This window comes from Pedobacter sp. 05T44, assembly GCF_056395985.1.
The window spans coordinates 265,563-280,632 of record NZ_JBFTKO010000006.1; the positions used below are offsets into that span (position 1 = coordinate 265,563).

Here is a 15,070-nt window from a genome sequence, read left to right on the forward strand (position 1 = left end):
TATGAATATCAATCGAATCAAATACGGCATGGGAGTCACCATACTGGCAATTACAGTTTTCATCGTTGCCTGCTCTAAAAAATCGGGCACAGATAATGGTCCGAAAGCAGATGGCTTTGATAAAGCCGGTATGCTAACGAACTATGCTGACAATTTGATTATTCCTGCATATATGGGGCTACAGGACCAAATCACCCAGTTGGAAACCACTGCAAATACGTTTCTTGCCACCCCGAATGCGGATAACCAACAAACTTTAAAAGTTGCATTTAAGACTGCATATCTGCAATATGAGCAGGTATCGGTAAATCAGTTCGGACCTTCAGAGCGGGTTTTACTTAATAATTTTCTAAATACGTTTCCGGCAGATAACGCAGTAATTGACGGAAACATTACCCGTGGAACTTACGACCTGACGCAAAATTCCACCATAGATCAGCAAGGTTTTCCTTCGCTTGATTATGTGTTGTTTGCTCCCGATGCATTGGCTAAATTCAGTGGTAGCAGTGCTGCTAACCGTAAAAAATATGTACAGGATCTGCTTGCACGAATGAAAACGCTTACCGGTGGTGTAGTTACTACCTGGAAAAATACCTACAAAGCAGAATTTGTACAAAATACACGTTCTGATGCAGGTAGCCCTATTGCTTTTCTGATCAACCAGTTCGCCTATGAAATGGACCAGATGAAAGGACCTCGTATTGGCTGGCCATTTGGCAAACAATCGGGAGGAGTTCAATATCCGGATAAAACAGAGGGTTATCACGCAGGGATATCTGTTTCACTGGCGGTAGCAAACCTGACTAACCTTAAAAAGATGTTTACCGGAAACAATAGCGGTAAGGGGATGTCTGATTACCTGGTCGCTTTAAATAAGAAACCATTAAGTGATGACGTAATTAAACAGTTTGATTTAGCTATTGTTAAACTGAATGCGATACCTGATCCGTTCTCAACTGCTTTGGCCAATAAGAAAACAGAAATTGAGGCTGCTTACCGTGAGATACAAATACTATTGACATTGATTAAGACCGATGTAGCTTCGGCAACAGGCGTGCGTATTACCTATCAGGATACTGATGGTGATTAATCATTGTTTTCAGAAGCCTGTATCTATTGCACCGCTGGTTATTTTCAGGGTGCTTTTTGGGTTAATGATGTTTGCCGGAATTATGCGTTTCTGGCTCAATGGATGGATAACAGATTTATATGTGACGCCCCGGTTTTACTTTAACTACTGGGGGTTTGAGTGGGTGCATCCACTTGGTGGTACCGGGATGCACCTCCTTTTTTTGCTGGCTTGCGTTTCAGCTCTGGGAATGGCTGCGGGACTTCTGTACCGCATTACAGCAGTGGTCTTTTTCCTGTCCTTCACCTATATTGAAATGATTGATGCGACCAACTATCTCAATCACTATTATTTTATCAGTCTGGTTGGGTTTTTAATGATCTGGCTTCCTGCAAACCGGTATTTTTCCATTGATGTAAAAATATGGCCTGATTTAAGGCGTGATATGGTCCCATTATGGACCGTTGGTATTATCCGTTTGCAAATTGCAGTGGTTTACTTTTTTGCAGGACTTGCCAAACTCAGTCCTGACTGGCTACTGGACGCTACGCCCATGAAAATCTGGCTGCCTGCCAAAAGCCATCTGCCACTGATCGGCGGTTTGATGTACAAAAGCTGGGTGGCTTATTTTTTCAGTTGGTTTGGTGCACTATATGATCTTTTTATCACTTTCTTTTTAGTTAACCGGAAGACCCGTCCCATCGCCTATGTTTTTGTGATCGGCTTCCATCTGGCTACAGCTTTGTTTTTTCCCGGCATAGGGATGTTCCCTTATGTGATGATCATCTGTAGCTATATTTTCTTCAGCTCTTCCGCTCAGCAAAAATTACTGAACCGAATTAAAAGCCCGGGACAAACTACTTCCGATCATAGTGTTTATCACTTGCCTGCGCGCGTAAACAGCATGTTTATGGTTGCTTTAGGTTTCTATTTTTGTGTTCAATTAATTGTTCCCTTACGGTTTTTAGCTTATCCCGGTCAGTTGTTCTGGTATGAAGAGGGTTACCGTTTTTCGTGGCGTGTAATGCTGATGGAAAAATCGGGCAATACTTTTTTTTATGTTAAAGAACCTTCTACCGGAAAAATTTATGAAGTTAATAACAATGAGTTTCTTACTCCTTTACAGGATAAAATGATGAGTACCCAACCCGATCTGATCTTGCGCTATGCGCATTATCTGGCATCGGTATACAAACAGCGCGGGCTAAAAGATCCGGCTGTTTATGCAGAATGTTACGTGGCGCTGAACGGAGAACGTTCGCGCCCATTTACTAACCCCACTATTGATCTATCCAGACAGCCTTTTAGCTGGCGTCATTATACCTGGATACTACCCCTTGTTAAAGATGAAAAATAACACCTTTGGTAAAATATTTCTTTTTGTACTGTTTAATATCTGTTTTTTAAACGCGTTTGCACAAAACTATACCATTAATGGTAAAGTGCAAATCAACGATCAGGCTGCCGGTGGTGCAACTGTGAGCCTGGCTCCCGGAGGCTTGAAGACCGCGTGTGATGAGCATGGTAATTTTGAGTTTAAGGAAATTGCTGGCGGAGAATATGAGCTGCTTGTTCGCCTGGTAGGCGCAAAAAACTTCCGTAAAAAAATCAACGTTAACGGCAATATTGTCCTTAACATCGCTTTAGAAGATGCTGATACCAGACAATTAAACGAAGTCAATGTACAGGATAGCAGTCAGCGAATGGCATCGGGCAATTTAAGGCAGGTAGAAGGAACTGCCATTTATGCGGGGAAAAAAACTGAGGTGGTTAATGTAGGAAATTTGAATGCAAACCTGGCCACTAACAATACCCGGCAGATATACAGTCGTGTTGCGGGAATCAACATTATTGAATATGATGGTGGCGGACTTCAGCTTGGCATTGGAGGCAGGGGATTAAACCCAAGTCGGGTATCGAACTTTAACACTCGTCAAAACGGTTATGATATTAGCGCGGATGCTTTAGGTTACCCGGAAAGTTACTATACACCACCTGCCGAAGCATTGGACAGGATAGAGATTATCCGCGGTGCTGCCAGTTTGCAGTATGGGACACAATTTGGTGGTCTGATAAATTTCCAGCTAAAAAAAGGCCCTGCAGATAAACCGGTGGAGGTTACCAGTCGCCAAACTGCAGGTTCCTATGGATTTTTTAATTCTTTTAATAGTATTGGTGGCAAGGTAAAAAAGCTGAATTATTATGCTTACTACCAATATAAACGTGGTGATGGTTGGCGTCCAAACAGTCATTTTGACCAGAATGGGGCTTATCTGCACCTCGATTACCAGTTTACACCAAAGCTCAAAGTAACGGGTGAATACACTTACATGCATTACCTGGCGCAGCTACCGGGCGGCTTAACTGATGAGGAATTTGAAGCTGATCCAAGTCAGTCTAACCGCGCCCGAAACTGGTTTAAGGTAGATTGGAATTTGGCTAGCGTTACCCTTGATTATGAGTTTAATGACCATACGAAAATTAACTGGCGTAGCTATTATCTACATGGTAGCAGACAGGCACTAGGCATACTAAGTTATATCAACAGACCGGACCCTGGAGGTCAGCGTGATTTACTGGACGATACTTTTAAGAATTTTGGGTCAGAGATACGTTTGCTTCATCAGTATAAATTAGTAAACAATCAGCCTAGTACCTTTTTGGGGGGCGTGAGGGTTTACAAGGGTTTAACCCTGCGCAATCAGGGGAATGCAGATGATGGCAGCGGCCCGACTTTTAAATACACAGGTAGCTTTCCGAGTGGCTCCGGTTATGAATTTCCAGGGACTAATGTGGCGGTTTTTACCGAGAATATTTTCCAGCTGACTGAAAAATGGAGCGTTACTCCGGGTGCGAGGTTCGAGTTTATTTCTACTAAAGCAGACGGGTATTATGCCACCAAATCAAGTCCTTATGATGATTTTTACTACATCCAGAATTTTGAGAAGAAAACAAATAACCGGGCCTTCGTCTTTTTTGGTTTAGGTACTTCATATAAACCTATGAAGGGCATTGAACTGTATGCCAATGTATCACAAAACTATCGCAGTGTAAATTTCAACGATATCAGGGTTGTCAATCCGAATGCCCGCGTCGATTCTACTCTGTCAGATGAAAAGGGGTATACCATTGATGGCGGTATAAGAGGTCATGTGAACTCCTGGATGCGGTACGACCTGAGCTTGTTTTATCTGAAATACAATAAACGCATTGGTTCAGTAAACACAAAAAGCGCTGATAATCTGGAAAACTACCGCCTAAGGAAAAACATAGGGGATAGTCGTAATATTGGGTTTGAGAGCTTAATAGAAGGTGATTTATTGAAGGCTATTAGTAAAGGAACCAGTAAATATAAACTCAGCGTTTATACCAATTTTGCGTTGATAGATGCGAGATATATCACCAGTTTGGACCCATCGGTTCGAAAGGATAATCTGGTTGAATTTGTTCCGCCTATTTTATTTCGTACAGGTGTTTCTTTTGGGAATAAGCTTTTTGATGTTGCTTACCAGTTTTCTCATGTTGGTAAACAGTATTCTGATGCGACCAATGCTGAAAGATCAGATAGGGCAATTGATGGGGTAGTACCTGCGTATCAGGTAATGGATCTTAGCGCAACCTACAGATGGAAGTTGTTTACCTTATCTGGAAGTATCAATAACCTGCTGGATGAGAAGTATTTTACCCGTAGGGCAGATGGTTATCCCGGGCCGGGTATTTTGCCGTCTGATAACAGGACGTTTTATTTAACGCTGCAGGTTAAGTTGTAAAGAGGGGCGGCCACCGTCATCTCCTTTGGTTAATCAAAGGAGATGACGGGAAGAATGACGAAGTGGGTTAGGAAGAAGAAGTGTTATATTTTTATAGGAAAATAGCGTTCTGTAGCTTCATTCTTCAATTGGTCACATATTTTCGGGGTTCCGTCACATTTGTTTAAGGCATGTAGTATCAAGTGCTATCATTGCGTTATGAAAACGCTAATTTTAACCATCGGACTATTTGTAAGTTCAACATTCTTCTTAGTCGCCCAAACTAAGAAGTTAATGATTTTAGGCTTTCGGGACAGTATCTATTCTAAGATACTGGGCGAAAAGCGAGAGATTCTTGTCCATCTTCCGGATACTCCAGCAGACGAATTTGCACCGGATCAGAAGTATCCTGTTATTTATGTTCTTGACGCTGGCTCATACTTTCAAACGATAGCCGCAATTTCCGAAAGCAAAGGCGGAGGCAGTGGGAACTTTTCAAGTCCAAAGGTCATCGTTGTAGGTATAGTCAATACCGACCGGATGAGAGATTTGAGTCCTACACACTGGCCGAATCCTCCTCTTGTTCCTGCCGGCATGGCAGCCAGTTCTGGTGATGGTGAAAAGTTTCTTGGATTTATAGAAAAAGAACTTATTCCACATATAGATTCCATTTGTCCTGCAGCTCCGCATCGCACCATAATAGGTCATTCGCTTGGGGGTTTGGCTGCTATCAATGCTCTACTGAATCATAAGGGATTGTTCCAGAACCATGTTGTGCTCGACCCGACCACCTGGTGGGAAAAGGAAAACTGGATCAATTCTGTAAAAAACAAACTTACCCTTGCTGATTATTCTAATACTAGTGTTTTTCTTGCTATCGCACATTCGGTTGACAAAAGTTTGTCGATTGAGGCGCTAAAAACGGATACGAATCTCAGAACTTTACCTATGCGTTCAGAGTGGAATTTTGATCAGTACATTAAATCGATAATAGGTGCGCATCCATTGATCTACCAATCGAAATACTACCCTGATTACGATCATGGAGGTGTTGCTTTGCCAGGCATTATTGATGCCATGGGTTTTATTTATAATTTTTATGGGATCAGTTTTCCTTTCCCAGGGTTCTTTGCTCCAGATTACAGTGAGGATGGAAAACTGGCAGCGCATTACGAGATGGTTAGTAAGAGATTAGGGTATAAAGTTGCCCCTCCGGGAGAGTTGATAAATGCGGTGGCTCATGAACTGATGGGGTCTAAGCAATTTGACAGAGCAAAGAAGTATCTTGATTTGAATTTGAAAAATTATCCGAATAGTTATAAATCTTATGAGGCAATGGGTGATTATTATAAGGAGTTAGGGAAGAGGGAGTTGTCAGATGGTTTTTATAAAAAGGCAGGAGTAATGAAAGGGAAGGGCTAATCTAAAGGGGTCGTCATCTCCTTGATTAACCAAAGGAGATGACGAGGAAAAATGACGAGTGTGCTAGGATGTTGGGGGAGTTTCCAGAACGGTTTTTAACTGGGGAGCGAACTCCAATCCCCATTTATCAACGGCAGAGATTAGCGGGAGAAGGGATTTTCCGGTTTCGGTAAGGTGGTATTCTACACGCAAAGGGACTTCAGCATAGCTTGTTTTTCCAATCATTCCATGAAATTCTAATTCCTTCAATTGTTGCTGTAATACGCGTCTGGTTATGCCGGTTATTGCATTTAGGATGTCTCTGGGACGGGTTTCTCCTTTTGAAATTTCATCAAGTATGCAAAATTTCCATTTAGAGCCTACCACTTCCATGGCTACAATAAGGCCGCAATTATAATCGATGGGAATTTTTCGCTGATACATATGGCTTTCTATAAAATTCAAAAGTACTAAACTGATGGTTTAAGTCCATAGGGATTAATTTATCACTAAGGGATTAATTACCCCCGTATTTCAGCGGAGCGTTATAAGCCTGATCTTTGCAGTGCAAATTTAAACGCATAACTTTTAATAATTATAGCATGAAGACTTTGGTGATTGTGATACATCCGGATCTCGAAAATTCGGTAATCAACAAGCGATGGATTGAAGAATTAAATAAATACCCTGAAAAGTATACCATACATGATCTGCACGCCCTTTATCCGGATGAACAAATTGATGTTGCACATGAGCAAGAACTGGTCGCAGCACATGATAAAATCATATTTCAGTTTCCATTTTACTGGTTTAATTGTCCGCCGTTTTTAAAAAGATGGTTGGATCTGGTGTTGACGCATGGCTGGGCATATGGTAAAGGCAGTGGGTATAAACTCGCTGGTAAGAAAATAGCTTTGGGTATTGCTGCGGGTATAAATGAAGAGGATTACCATTCGGAAGGAAGGTATAAATATACGCTCAAAGAACTGACTGCTCCGTTTGAAGTGACATTTGATTATATCAAAGCAGATTATAAACCACTTTTTGCTTTTTATGGGGCGGAGCATGATGCAACTGAAGCAAGAATTGAAGAGAGTGCGAAGGACTATATTTCTTTTCTGGGAGGGATGTGAAAAACTGTTTTTTAAATTAAATCTGCTTTTACGGTTGCTATCTTTCCATTTTTAAATGTCATGTCAAATATGCCGCCGATTTTTCCCTCTGGAAATTCGCCGGTAAACTCTACCTCCAGATGTGCTTCGTTATTATTGATATCCAGTTTTATCAATCGGGTATGTGTATTGTATCCGATAAAATAGCTTGTAAAATAATCTTTGATGCCAGCGTATCCAATAAATTTTCTGCCAACAGAAGGATCGTCTAAAATAGCATCTGTGTTATATTTCTGGAGGTATTTATCGGTATCGAGGGCATTGCTCAGATTAATCCAGTCTGATATAAATGATTTGATGTCCATTGCGGTTTTTTAATTGAATGAGGCCCTGAATTCCAGCGGCGTGACATTGGTTTTCTTTTTAAAGATTTTACTGAATGATTGGGGGTGCTCGAAACCAAGCTGATAGGCTATTTCTGCTACTGTTAAATGGGATGTTGACAGAAATTCCTTAGCTTTTTCAATCAGTTTTTCGTGTATATGCTGCTGAGCATTTTGTCCGGTAAGGGAACGGAGCATATCACTAAGATACCTTGGCGAAACATTTAAATGCTGTGCGAGATAATCCACGGTAAGCAATCCGTTGTCCAGTGGTTCCTCTTTGTCAAAATAACTGCTCAGCACATCTTCCATTTTCACGAGTAAATCATTGTTTACCGCTTTACGGGTAATGAATTGCCGTTTATAAAAGCGATTACTGTAATTCAGCAATACTTCAATATAAGAAATCATGAGGTCCTGACTGAAATCGTCGATAGTGCCATTTAATTCTTGCTGAATGTTATCCAGAACGCCCAAAATAGTTGTCTTTTCCTTATCAGACAGGTGCAATGCCTCATTGGCTTCGTAAGAGAAAAATCCGTACGACTTTATGTTCTTGCATAAGGGGTAATTCCGGATAAAATCGGGGTGGACAAGCAGTGAAAAACCTTCGTACTCTTTATCATCTCCAATAATTGAGATCAGTTGATTGGGAGCGGTAAATATCATACCACCCTCGTCAAAATCATAGTATCCCTGACCATAGCCGAATACTCCTTTCAATGTCTTTTTGAAAGATATTTTGTAGAAATTGAACACAAAAGAACTTTTGATATAGGCTTCATTCATTACCATTGTGGAATTATCTACAAGGCTGATCAACGGATGCAGGGGTTTAGGTAAGCCCAGCATCCGGTGCAGTTCTGAAATAGAATTTATCCTCAAAAGATTGTCTGCTTCTTTCCTCATTGTGCTAATTTACTAATTCTCCGAACACCATTTTGTTCATCTCTTTTACTGCTGCTTCAGCACCAATCTCGAGACGTCTTGCATATAGTTGATTGGCAAATTCTCCAGCCACATATCTAAGTTGATCTTTACCATCGGTAGCGGCTTCGTACACCACTTTGGCGATTAATTCTACCGGCTCAAAATTGTCGGGATTCATTAAACCGAATAATTTTTCTAATCCTTCTTCGTAGGCAGGGTGGTGAGCAACAGCTAAAGATTCTCCTGCAAAATTGGTTTTAATTCCGCCTGGTGCGATGGTTTTGATGCCAATGTTGTGAAGGCCTAATTCAAATGACATGCTTTCGCTCCAACCTTCCAAAGCCCATTTTGTAGCGTGATAAATACAGTCCAGAGGGAAAGTTACGAGGCCGCCAATAGAAGTAGTGGTCAGGAATAATCCGCTTTTCTTTTCTCTGAAATACGCTACAAAAGCCTGGGTAACGCGGATCACCCCCAACAGGTTGGTGTCAATTTGTTTCACGAGCTGTTCATCTGAAATCGCTTCCAGCGCACCTACCAATCCGTAGCCTGCGTTGTTTAATACCACATCGATATCGTGTTTTGCTATTGCTTCTTTTACTGTGTTTTGAATTTGTTCTACATTGGTAACGTCTAATGGTAGTAAGGTTACATTTTCCAGTGTATTCAATTCTGTTTCTTTGTCGGGATTGCGCATTGTGGCGATAACGTTCCAGCCGTTACTTTGAAACAGTTTGGCAGCGGCTTTTCCTAAGCCTGAAGATGCTCCTGTAATAAAAATTGTTTTTTTCATTTTGTCATTGTTTAAATGTGATATACAAAAGTCAACAGAAGTTGGGTGCTGGATGTGGCCATATTGAGGAATGTAGTAGCCAAAATGACGGAGGTATGGTGGAGAGGAGGAGGTTGTTTGATTTCGGACAGTGGTGTTCATATTCGCACAAGTGATTTGCCGTGAAATTGGCGTTTGTGGCTTAAAAAAGGATTTTTTACCTTATGGCTATGTTGTTGTAATGCTGATTTTGATTAAAAAATATAGCTATGCTGAAAAATTACTTCAAGATCGCGTTCCGGAATTTGAAGCGCAATAAATCATATGCACTTACTAATGTGCTTGGCCTGGCACTGGGGATTGCCTCTGCTGTCCTGATATTTGCATTGGTGAAATACCACCTGAGTTTTGATGGCTACCATTCTAAAGCCGATCGGGTTTACCGGATCACTACGGAATTTCATGGTGAAGAGACTACTTATAGCACTGGGGTAACTTCGCCGCTTGCGGAAACCTTCAGAAGTGATTATCCGCTTGCGGAAAAGGTTGCAAGTGTGGCGGCTATTCCCGACAGGGTTATTGCTATTCCTTCGGCCAATGGCACAGAAGCAAAGTTTGAGGAAAGTCTGGCTTTTGCTGAGCCAGAGTTTCTTGATATCCTGGACTTACCATTGATCCGCGGAAACAAGCAATCGGCATTGCGTGTGCCCAATACGGCGTTGATTACAGAACGCATTGCCAGGAAATATTTTGGCGGGGCAGATCCTATTGGGAAGACCTTTCGTGTAGATAATATATTTAGTGTGACAGTTGCAGGGATTCTAAAAGATCTGCCTGTTAATACCGATCGGCCTGAAGAAATTTACGTGCCTTTTGAGCATTTGAAACAACATAGTCCATGGATGGTTGAAAAGGATTGGTGGTTTAGTGTGAGCAGAAGTCTGCAGTGTTTTATCCTGGTTAAACCGGGTGTAACGCCTGCCAGAATAAAAGAGGCCCTTATTGCCATGTCCAAAAGTCATTACAATGCGAAAGATGCCAAGTATTTTCAATTCAGGGCGCAACCGCTTTCTGATATCCATTTTAATCCTAATTTGCATGGTCCGGTTGAAAAGAGAAATCTATGGGCTTTGTCGTTAATCGGCGTTTTCCTGATCATCACCGCTTGTGTGAATTTTATTAACCTGGCCACTGCGCAGGCGTTGAAGCGTTCTATTGAAATTGGTATCAAGAAAGTGCTGGGGGTGCAGCGCTGGCAGCTGTTCTGGCAGTTTATAGTAGAGACTGCGGCGATTACGATGCTGGCTATGGTGGTGGCTTTGATTATGGCTGAGTTGAGCTTACCTTATGTGAACCAGTTGTTTGATGTGCAGGTGAAACTTCATCTTTTCAGCGATGTATATATGTTGCTGTTTTTGCCCGCATTGTTCCTTGTTATGATCATGCTGTCGGGTTCTTATCCGGCTTTGATCCTCGCTGGTCTTCAGCCTGTGCTGGCTTTGAAGGGGAAATTGTCGCAAAAAGATGCCGGTGGTATTTCTATGAGGAGGGGCTTGGTGGTTATGCAGTTTGCTATTTGTCAGTTACTGATTATCGGTACGCTTGTGGTGGCTGGTCAGGTGCGCTATTCTAGGCAGGCAGATATGGGTTTCCGCAGGGATGCTGTGGTAATGCTTCCGGTTCCAAATAATGAAATTACTAAACTCAGTGCGCTTAAAGCCGGACTTTCGGGAATAACCGGGGTGGAAAATCTGACGTTTTGTGGTGATGCGCCGGCTTCTGAATTCGCTCCGAGCACTAGTATTCAGTTTGGTTCCCGCCCAAAGGCCGAAGATTTTGGCATATCAACAAAAGCGGGGGATGCCAATTATGCTTCTATGTTCAATTTGCAAATCCTAGCCGGGCGTAATTTGATGCCTTCGGATACCGTGCGTGAGTTTCTGGTTAATGAAACCACAGTAAGGAAGCTGGGGTTGGCCAAAAATCAGGATGCTATTGGGCAAACTGCGGTGATGAATGGTTATAAGGGTACAGTGGTAGGTGTGGTTAAGGATTTCCACAATAAGTCTTTCCATCAGGGTATTGATGCGCTTTATATTACCACTTTGCGTGATAATTACGGTGCTTGTGCGGTAAAAGTGAATATGGCAAATATGAATGCTACGCTTGGTGCTATGAAGGACGTATGGGCTAAGGTGTACCCGAATAATGTGTATAAGTATGATTTTCTGGATGATAGGATTGCTAAGTTTTATGATCGCGACCGGATTATATTGAATCTGATACAGGTTTTTGCCGGTATTGCGATACTGATCGGTTGTTTGGGCTTGTACGGACTGATCTCATTTATGGCTGCTCAAAAAACCAGGGAAGTAGGTGTGCGCAAAGTATTGGGCGCCAGTGTGCAGAGCATTGTATGGCTTTTTGGTAAGGAGTTTACCCGTTTGCTGCTAATTGCTTTTGTAGTTGCTGCGCCTCTTGGTTGGTGGGTGATGAATAACTGGCTCGAGAATTTTCCTTACAGGATCAGTATTGGGGCAGGGATTTTTGTACTGGCAATTCTGGTAAATATGACTGTGGCGGTTTTGACTGTGGGGTACAGGTCTGTGAAGGCTGCGATGATGAATCCGGCGACAAGTTTGAGGTCGCAGTAGCTTTTTGGATAGCAGCAACACTTACTTGCTTATTAACTTAATATATACTACCGTTTTAAGCAGGTCTTCTTTTCTGTGGCGTGATATAGGGAGTTGTTTTCCGTCAATAAAAACCCGGCCTCCGGAAATGGCGTCGATTTTACGGATGTTAATCAGGTAGGATACATGTATTCTGAAGAACGAATCCTTAGGGAGCATTTCCTCTAATGAGGTCATTGTCTGATGAATAACAAAGGTCTTATCTTTGAAGTGCAGTTTCAGGTAATTCTGCATTCCTTCCACAAATAGGATATCTTCCCAAACTATTCGCCGGAAAGTATCACCTTGTCTGATGTACATATCTGAGTCGGAGCCTTCCTTACTATTTTGTAATACGATACGAGATTGAAACAGATCCAATGCCTTGTTTGCTGCCTGAAAGAAACGTTGAAACTCTAAGGGCTTCAACAGATAATCTACAACATTCAACCTGAAGCCTTCCAGTGCATGCGCTGAATAAGCTGTGGTTAATATGGTGAGTGGGGATTTGTCCAGGGATTCTAAAAACTCAAGCCCGGACAGCATGGGCATGTTAATATCCAGAAACATCAGGTCAATCTCCTTTACTTTCAATATCTCTGTTGCCTTCATTGCAGAGGTGCAGGTATCTACGACCTCAAGAAAATCCAACTGGTTAATGAAGTTGACCACCCCTTTAATTGCGACGGGCTCATCATCCACAACTAAACATCTTAGTAGCGGACTATTTGTTTGTTTCGGTAGTATCTCTGCCATAATTCTATATTTTGATCACCAGTTTTGTATAATAAGTTGTTTCAGAATCCTTGATTGTCAAGCTATAATCGTTGGCATAAAGAATATCTAAACGTTTTCTAATGTTGTCTAGTCCTAATCCCGAAACGCTGTCTTTTTCCTGTTGAATATTCGATTTGGAGTTTTCGATTTCCAGGCAAACCGACTTTGCTGTCTGCTCAAAATTTATCTTTACATAAGCCTCTGATATGCCACGAGAAACATGTTTAAAGGCATTTTCTATAAATGTAATCAACAACAAAGGGGGGAATTCCCTGTCGTTATCTTCGACCTTCCAGGAACAATTTATGGTCAGCTCGTTTCCCCAGCGTACTTTTTCTATATCAATAAAGTCCTTTAAGAATTGAACTTCCTGCTCTATGCTTACTTTTCTGTTTTTCTCGCTGTTGAGTTGATGACGAAGTATTTTAGAATATTTTATTAATAATGAAGAGGCCAGATCTACATCTTCCAGCATTAGTATGTTGATGTGATTTAGTACATTAAACATGAAATGAGGATTGATTTGCTGATGAAGTATTTGTAATTGGGACTGAACCAAGGCTTCATGCAGTTTCATGTTTTCCTCATAGAACCTCAATCCGCAAAATCCAAAATTAACGAATAAGGCCACCAGTAAAGCATTTATGTACATTATGCCAAATACACTCCTCCCCAATAATAACTCGGATGGAGGAAAAATGCCGCTTTCTTCTAAATAAAGAAAACCATAAAGAATTGCAGGTATAAAAATGGCAGATATGGCTGACACAAGAAAAAACTGCCCGACGAACAAAAGCATCTTTTTTTGTCTCATTGCTTTTTGTAACAGGTTTTTGCTTAAGTATGTGGTAAATGGGTATACGCAGGACATGACGCATAATGCCAACAAGCCACCTTCCACAATAGATGAGTCGGGTATGTATCGAAAGCCAAAGACAATGGTTAGGAATATCCATATGAGGATAACAAACCGATCGTAGTTTTTCAAAAGTGTCATGCCACAAAGTTAAGGGTATTAATCTATAGACAATTACCAGGCGTCAAAGCGAAACGCCCATCGGTCAAAACTATTTTCGACGCGCCGGAATCCCTTTGATATTTGTCTCAACAGACGTAAAAAACGTCTTCTATATATTAAAATTATGAGATTATTATTGATTTGTGTTTTTATAAGCGTGACTTGTACAAACATCAGTGCACAGGTTTTTTTCAAGACTGAATATTTTGGGACGTCAAAGTATCAGGTAACAGAAGGCGACTCTAGTCAGACGATAGGGAATAGTAAGGGTTCAGCAATGGTTTATCAGGGAGGTATAAACATTCCTCTCTCGATGAAGTTGAATGAGAAAAACCGCCCTACGATGTGGTCTATTAGCGGAGGCGGGGCATATGTTAAGCTTAATAATAGGAATTTTACTGAACCATTGGTTATTAATGAGATTTTGAATCTGGGTTTAAGTCTTAATTATCAGCGGCCATTAAATGATAGGTGGTCACTGAAAGCGGGGATAGGTGGCGGAATTTTTATGCCAAGTACTAAATTGTCGCAAATCAGGTATAAAAATACATTGGCTAGTGCCAGTGTTGTTTTCATTCGTCATTTGAGGCCGAATCTGGATTTGGGAGGTGGTCTTGCTATCAATAACTCTTTCGGATTTCCGATGCTATTTCCTGCTTTTTACCTCAACTGGACCACATCCGGACGTTATAGTGTTCATATTTCGCTGAAGGACGGTCTTGAAATGTCGGCAGGCTACAATGTCAATAAAAACTTAAGGCTAAGTTTTGTAACGGAGATTAACGGACAGATGGCTTTATTGGAACAGGAAGGAAAGGATAAGATATTTACCCACCAGTATGTTGTTCTGGGATTGCGTCCGGAAATAAAGATAGGGAAACGTGTTTCTATACCGCTCACTTTTGGATTAAATGCTACGCGGACGGCACAAATAACGAATAGAAGTTTAAAGACGATTTTTCAGGATAAAGGGTATTCTTTTAAGGCATCGGCGTATGCTTCAGCAGGGTTGCAGATTGGGTTTTAGGGCCGTCGTCATCTCGATTTCTATGACAAAACCAAATCATTTTTATAGATGGTTTGGTTTTTTATTACAGCGAATATCCTATGGATGATTTTGTTTCTTACCGCATTTAAAACGCTCATCTTGTTCTTTCCCTCCTGAACTTTTCGTTTATAATATGTCC

The 15,070-nt window shown here is 41.4% G+C and carries 13 protein-coding genes; 7 read left to right on the forward strand and 6 right to left on the reverse strand.

From position 1 onward, the window contains the following. Position 1 precedes the first annotated feature (1 nt). From AC1DDK_RS12725 to AC1DDK_RS12740, 4 genes are all read left to right on the forward strand, one after another. The gene (locus AC1DDK_RS12725) at positions 2 to 1,090 is read left to right on the forward strand and encodes an imelysin family protein (protein WP_288878985.1); all 1,089 of its coding nucleotides are present in this window, start codon (positions 2 to 4) and stop codon (positions 1,088 to 1,090) included. Then, a complete protein-coding gene (locus AC1DDK_RS12730; protein WP_337716548.1) occupies positions 1,080 to 2,426 on the forward strand; it encodes an HTTM domain-containing protein in 1,347 nt (448 codons plus the stop codon). The genes AC1DDK_RS12725 and AC1DDK_RS12730 overlap by 11 nt, the downstream gene beginning before the upstream one ends. Further along, complete coding sequence (locus tag AC1DDK_RS12735; RefSeq protein ID WP_288878988.1) at positions 2,416 to 4,839, forward strand: TonB-dependent receptor domain-containing protein; 2,424 nt, start codon at positions 2,416 to 2,418, stop codon at positions 4,837 to 4,839. Before AC1DDK_RS12730 ends, AC1DDK_RS12735 begins: the two co-directional genes overlap by 11 nt. A gap of 198 nt (positions 4,840 to 5,037) precedes the next feature. After that, the gene (locus tag AC1DDK_RS12740; RefSeq protein WP_337716550.1) at positions 5,038 to 6,240 is read left to right on the forward strand and encodes an alpha/beta hydrolase-fold protein; all 1,203 of its coding nucleotides are present in this window, start codon (positions 5,038 to 5,040) and stop codon (positions 6,238 to 6,240) included. A gap of 63 nt (positions 6,241 to 6,303) precedes the next feature. Here the strand turns inward: AC1DDK_RS12740 and AC1DDK_RS12745 are convergent, their stop codons facing one another. Further along, the gene (locus tag AC1DDK_RS12745) at positions 6,304 to 6,663 is read right to left on the reverse strand and encodes a winged helix-turn-helix transcriptional regulator (protein WP_288878990.1); all 360 of its coding nucleotides are present in this window, start codon (positions 6,661 to 6,663) and stop codon (positions 6,304 to 6,306) included. A 158-nt stretch (positions 6,664 to 6,821) separates the two neighbouring features. Here AC1DDK_RS12745 and AC1DDK_RS12750 point away from each other — a divergent pair, with 158 nt between their 5' ends. Beyond that, positions 6,822 to 7,352: an NAD(P)H-dependent oxidoreductase gene (locus AC1DDK_RS12750; RefSeq protein ID WP_172659777.1), complete on the forward strand. Its 531-nt coding sequence runs from the start codon at positions 6,822 to 6,824 to the stop codon at positions 7,350 to 7,352. Between the two features lie 11 nt (positions 7,353 to 7,363). Here AC1DDK_RS12750 and AC1DDK_RS12755 read toward each other — a convergent pair whose 3' ends face one another. The 3 genes from AC1DDK_RS12755 to AC1DDK_RS12765 are packed head-to-tail and all read right to left on the reverse strand — an operon-like array spanning position 7,364 to position 9,437. After that, positions 7,364 to 7,696 carry a nuclear transport factor 2 family protein gene (locus AC1DDK_RS12755; protein ID WP_288878991.1) on the reverse strand — a complete coding sequence of 111 codons (333 nt, stop codon included), beginning with the start codon at positions 7,694 to 7,696 and terminating at the stop codon, positions 7,364 to 7,366. Positions 7,697 to 7,705: 9 nt separating this feature from the next. Continuing rightward, positions 7,706 to 8,623: a helix-turn-helix domain-containing protein gene (locus AC1DDK_RS12760; RefSeq protein ID WP_172659779.1), complete on the reverse strand. Its 918-nt coding sequence runs from the start codon at positions 8,621 to 8,623 to the stop codon at positions 7,706 to 7,708. A gap of 4 nt (positions 8,624 to 8,627) precedes the next feature. Next, entirely contained in the window at positions 8,628 to 9,437 is an 810-nt protein-coding gene (locus AC1DDK_RS12765; RefSeq protein WP_288878993.1) for an SDR family oxidoreductase, read from the reverse strand. A gap of 248 nt (positions 9,438 to 9,685) precedes the next feature. On the opposite strand from AC1DDK_RS12765, the gene AC1DDK_RS12770 reads away from it, so the two are divergent. Beyond that, the gene (locus tag AC1DDK_RS12770; protein ID WP_337716552.1) at positions 9,686 to 12,070 is read left to right on the forward strand and encodes an ABC transporter permease; all 2,385 of its coding nucleotides are present in this window, start codon (positions 9,686 to 9,688) and stop codon (positions 12,068 to 12,070) included. A 21-nt stretch (positions 12,071 to 12,091) separates the two neighbouring features. On the opposite strand, the gene AC1DDK_RS12775 is transcribed toward AC1DDK_RS12770, so the two are convergent. Both AC1DDK_RS12775 and AC1DDK_RS12780 read right to left on the reverse strand, forming a co-directional pair. Continuing rightward, on the reverse strand, positions 12,092 to 12,844 hold the full coding sequence (locus tag AC1DDK_RS12775; RefSeq protein ID WP_337716554.1) for a LytR/AlgR family response regulator transcription factor: 753 nt from the start codon (positions 12,842 to 12,844) through the stop codon (positions 12,092 to 12,094). Positions 12,845 to 12,848: 4 nt separating this feature from the next. Beyond that, positions 12,849 to 13,679, reverse strand: a complete 831-nt coding sequence (locus tag AC1DDK_RS12780) for a sensor histidine kinase (protein ID WP_477622371.1) — start codon at positions 13,677 to 13,679, stop codon at positions 12,849 to 12,851. A gap of 328 nt (positions 13,680 to 14,007) precedes the next feature. Here AC1DDK_RS12780 and AC1DDK_RS12785 point away from each other — a divergent pair, with 328 nt between their 5' ends. Further along, positions 14,008 to 14,910, forward strand: a complete 903-nt coding sequence (locus tag AC1DDK_RS12785; protein ID WP_337716558.1) for a DUF6268 family outer membrane beta-barrel protein — start codon at positions 14,008 to 14,010, stop codon at positions 14,908 to 14,910. The last annotated feature ends 160 nt before the right edge of the window (positions 14,911 to 15,070 follow it).

What these genes read in the sequence shown, in the direction of transcription:
- AC1DDK_RS12730 (WP_337716548.1), top strand. Translation starts at nt 1,080, where the DNA reads ATGGTGATTAATCATTGTTTTCAGAAGCCTGTATCTATTGCACCGCTG.
- AC1DDK_RS12760 (WP_172659779.1), bottom strand. Translation starts at nt 8,623, where the DNA reads ATGAGGAAAGAAGCAGACAATCTTTTGAGGATAAATTCTATTTCAGAA.
- AC1DDK_RS12745 (WP_288878990.1), bottom strand. Translation starts at nt 6,663, where the DNA reads ATGTATCAGCGAAAAATTCCCATCGATTATAATTGCGGCCTTATTGTA.
- AC1DDK_RS12780 (WP_477622371.1), bottom strand. Translation starts at nt 13,679, where the DNA reads ATGAGACAAAAAAAGATGCTTTTGTTCGTCGGGCAGTTTTTTCTTGTG.
- AC1DDK_RS12735 (WP_288878988.1), top strand. Translation starts at nt 2,416, where the DNA reads ATGAAAAATAACACCTTTGGTAAAATATTTCTTTTTGTACTGTTTAAT.
- AC1DDK_RS12785 (WP_337716558.1), top strand. Translation starts at nt 14,008, where the DNA reads ATGAGATTATTATTGATTTGTGTTTTTATAAGCGTGACTTGTACAAAC.
- AC1DDK_RS12770 (WP_337716552.1), top strand. Translation starts at nt 9,686, where the DNA reads ATGCTGAAAAATTACTTCAAGATCGCGTTCCGGAATTTGAAGCGCAAT.
- AC1DDK_RS12765 (WP_288878993.1), bottom strand. Translation starts at nt 9,437, where the DNA reads ATGAAAAAAACAATTTTTATTACAGGAGCATCTTCAGGCTTAGGAAAA.
- AC1DDK_RS12775 (WP_337716554.1), bottom strand. Translation starts at nt 12,844, where the DNA reads ATGGCAGAGATACTACCGAAACAAACAAATAGTCCGCTACTAAGATGT.
- AC1DDK_RS12755 (WP_288878991.1), bottom strand. Translation starts at nt 7,696, where the DNA reads ATGGACATCAAATCATTTATATCAGACTGGATTAATCTGAGCAATGCC.
- AC1DDK_RS12740 (WP_337716550.1), top strand. Translation starts at nt 5,038, where the DNA reads ATGAAAACGCTAATTTTAACCATCGGACTATTTGTAAGTTCAACATTC.
- AC1DDK_RS12725 (WP_288878985.1), top strand. Translation starts at nt 2, where the DNA reads ATGAATATCAATCGAATCAAATACGGCATGGGAGTCACCATACTGGCA.
- AC1DDK_RS12750 (WP_172659777.1), top strand. Translation starts at nt 6,822, where the DNA reads ATGAAGACTTTGGTGATTGTGATACATCCGGATCTCGAAAATTCGGTA.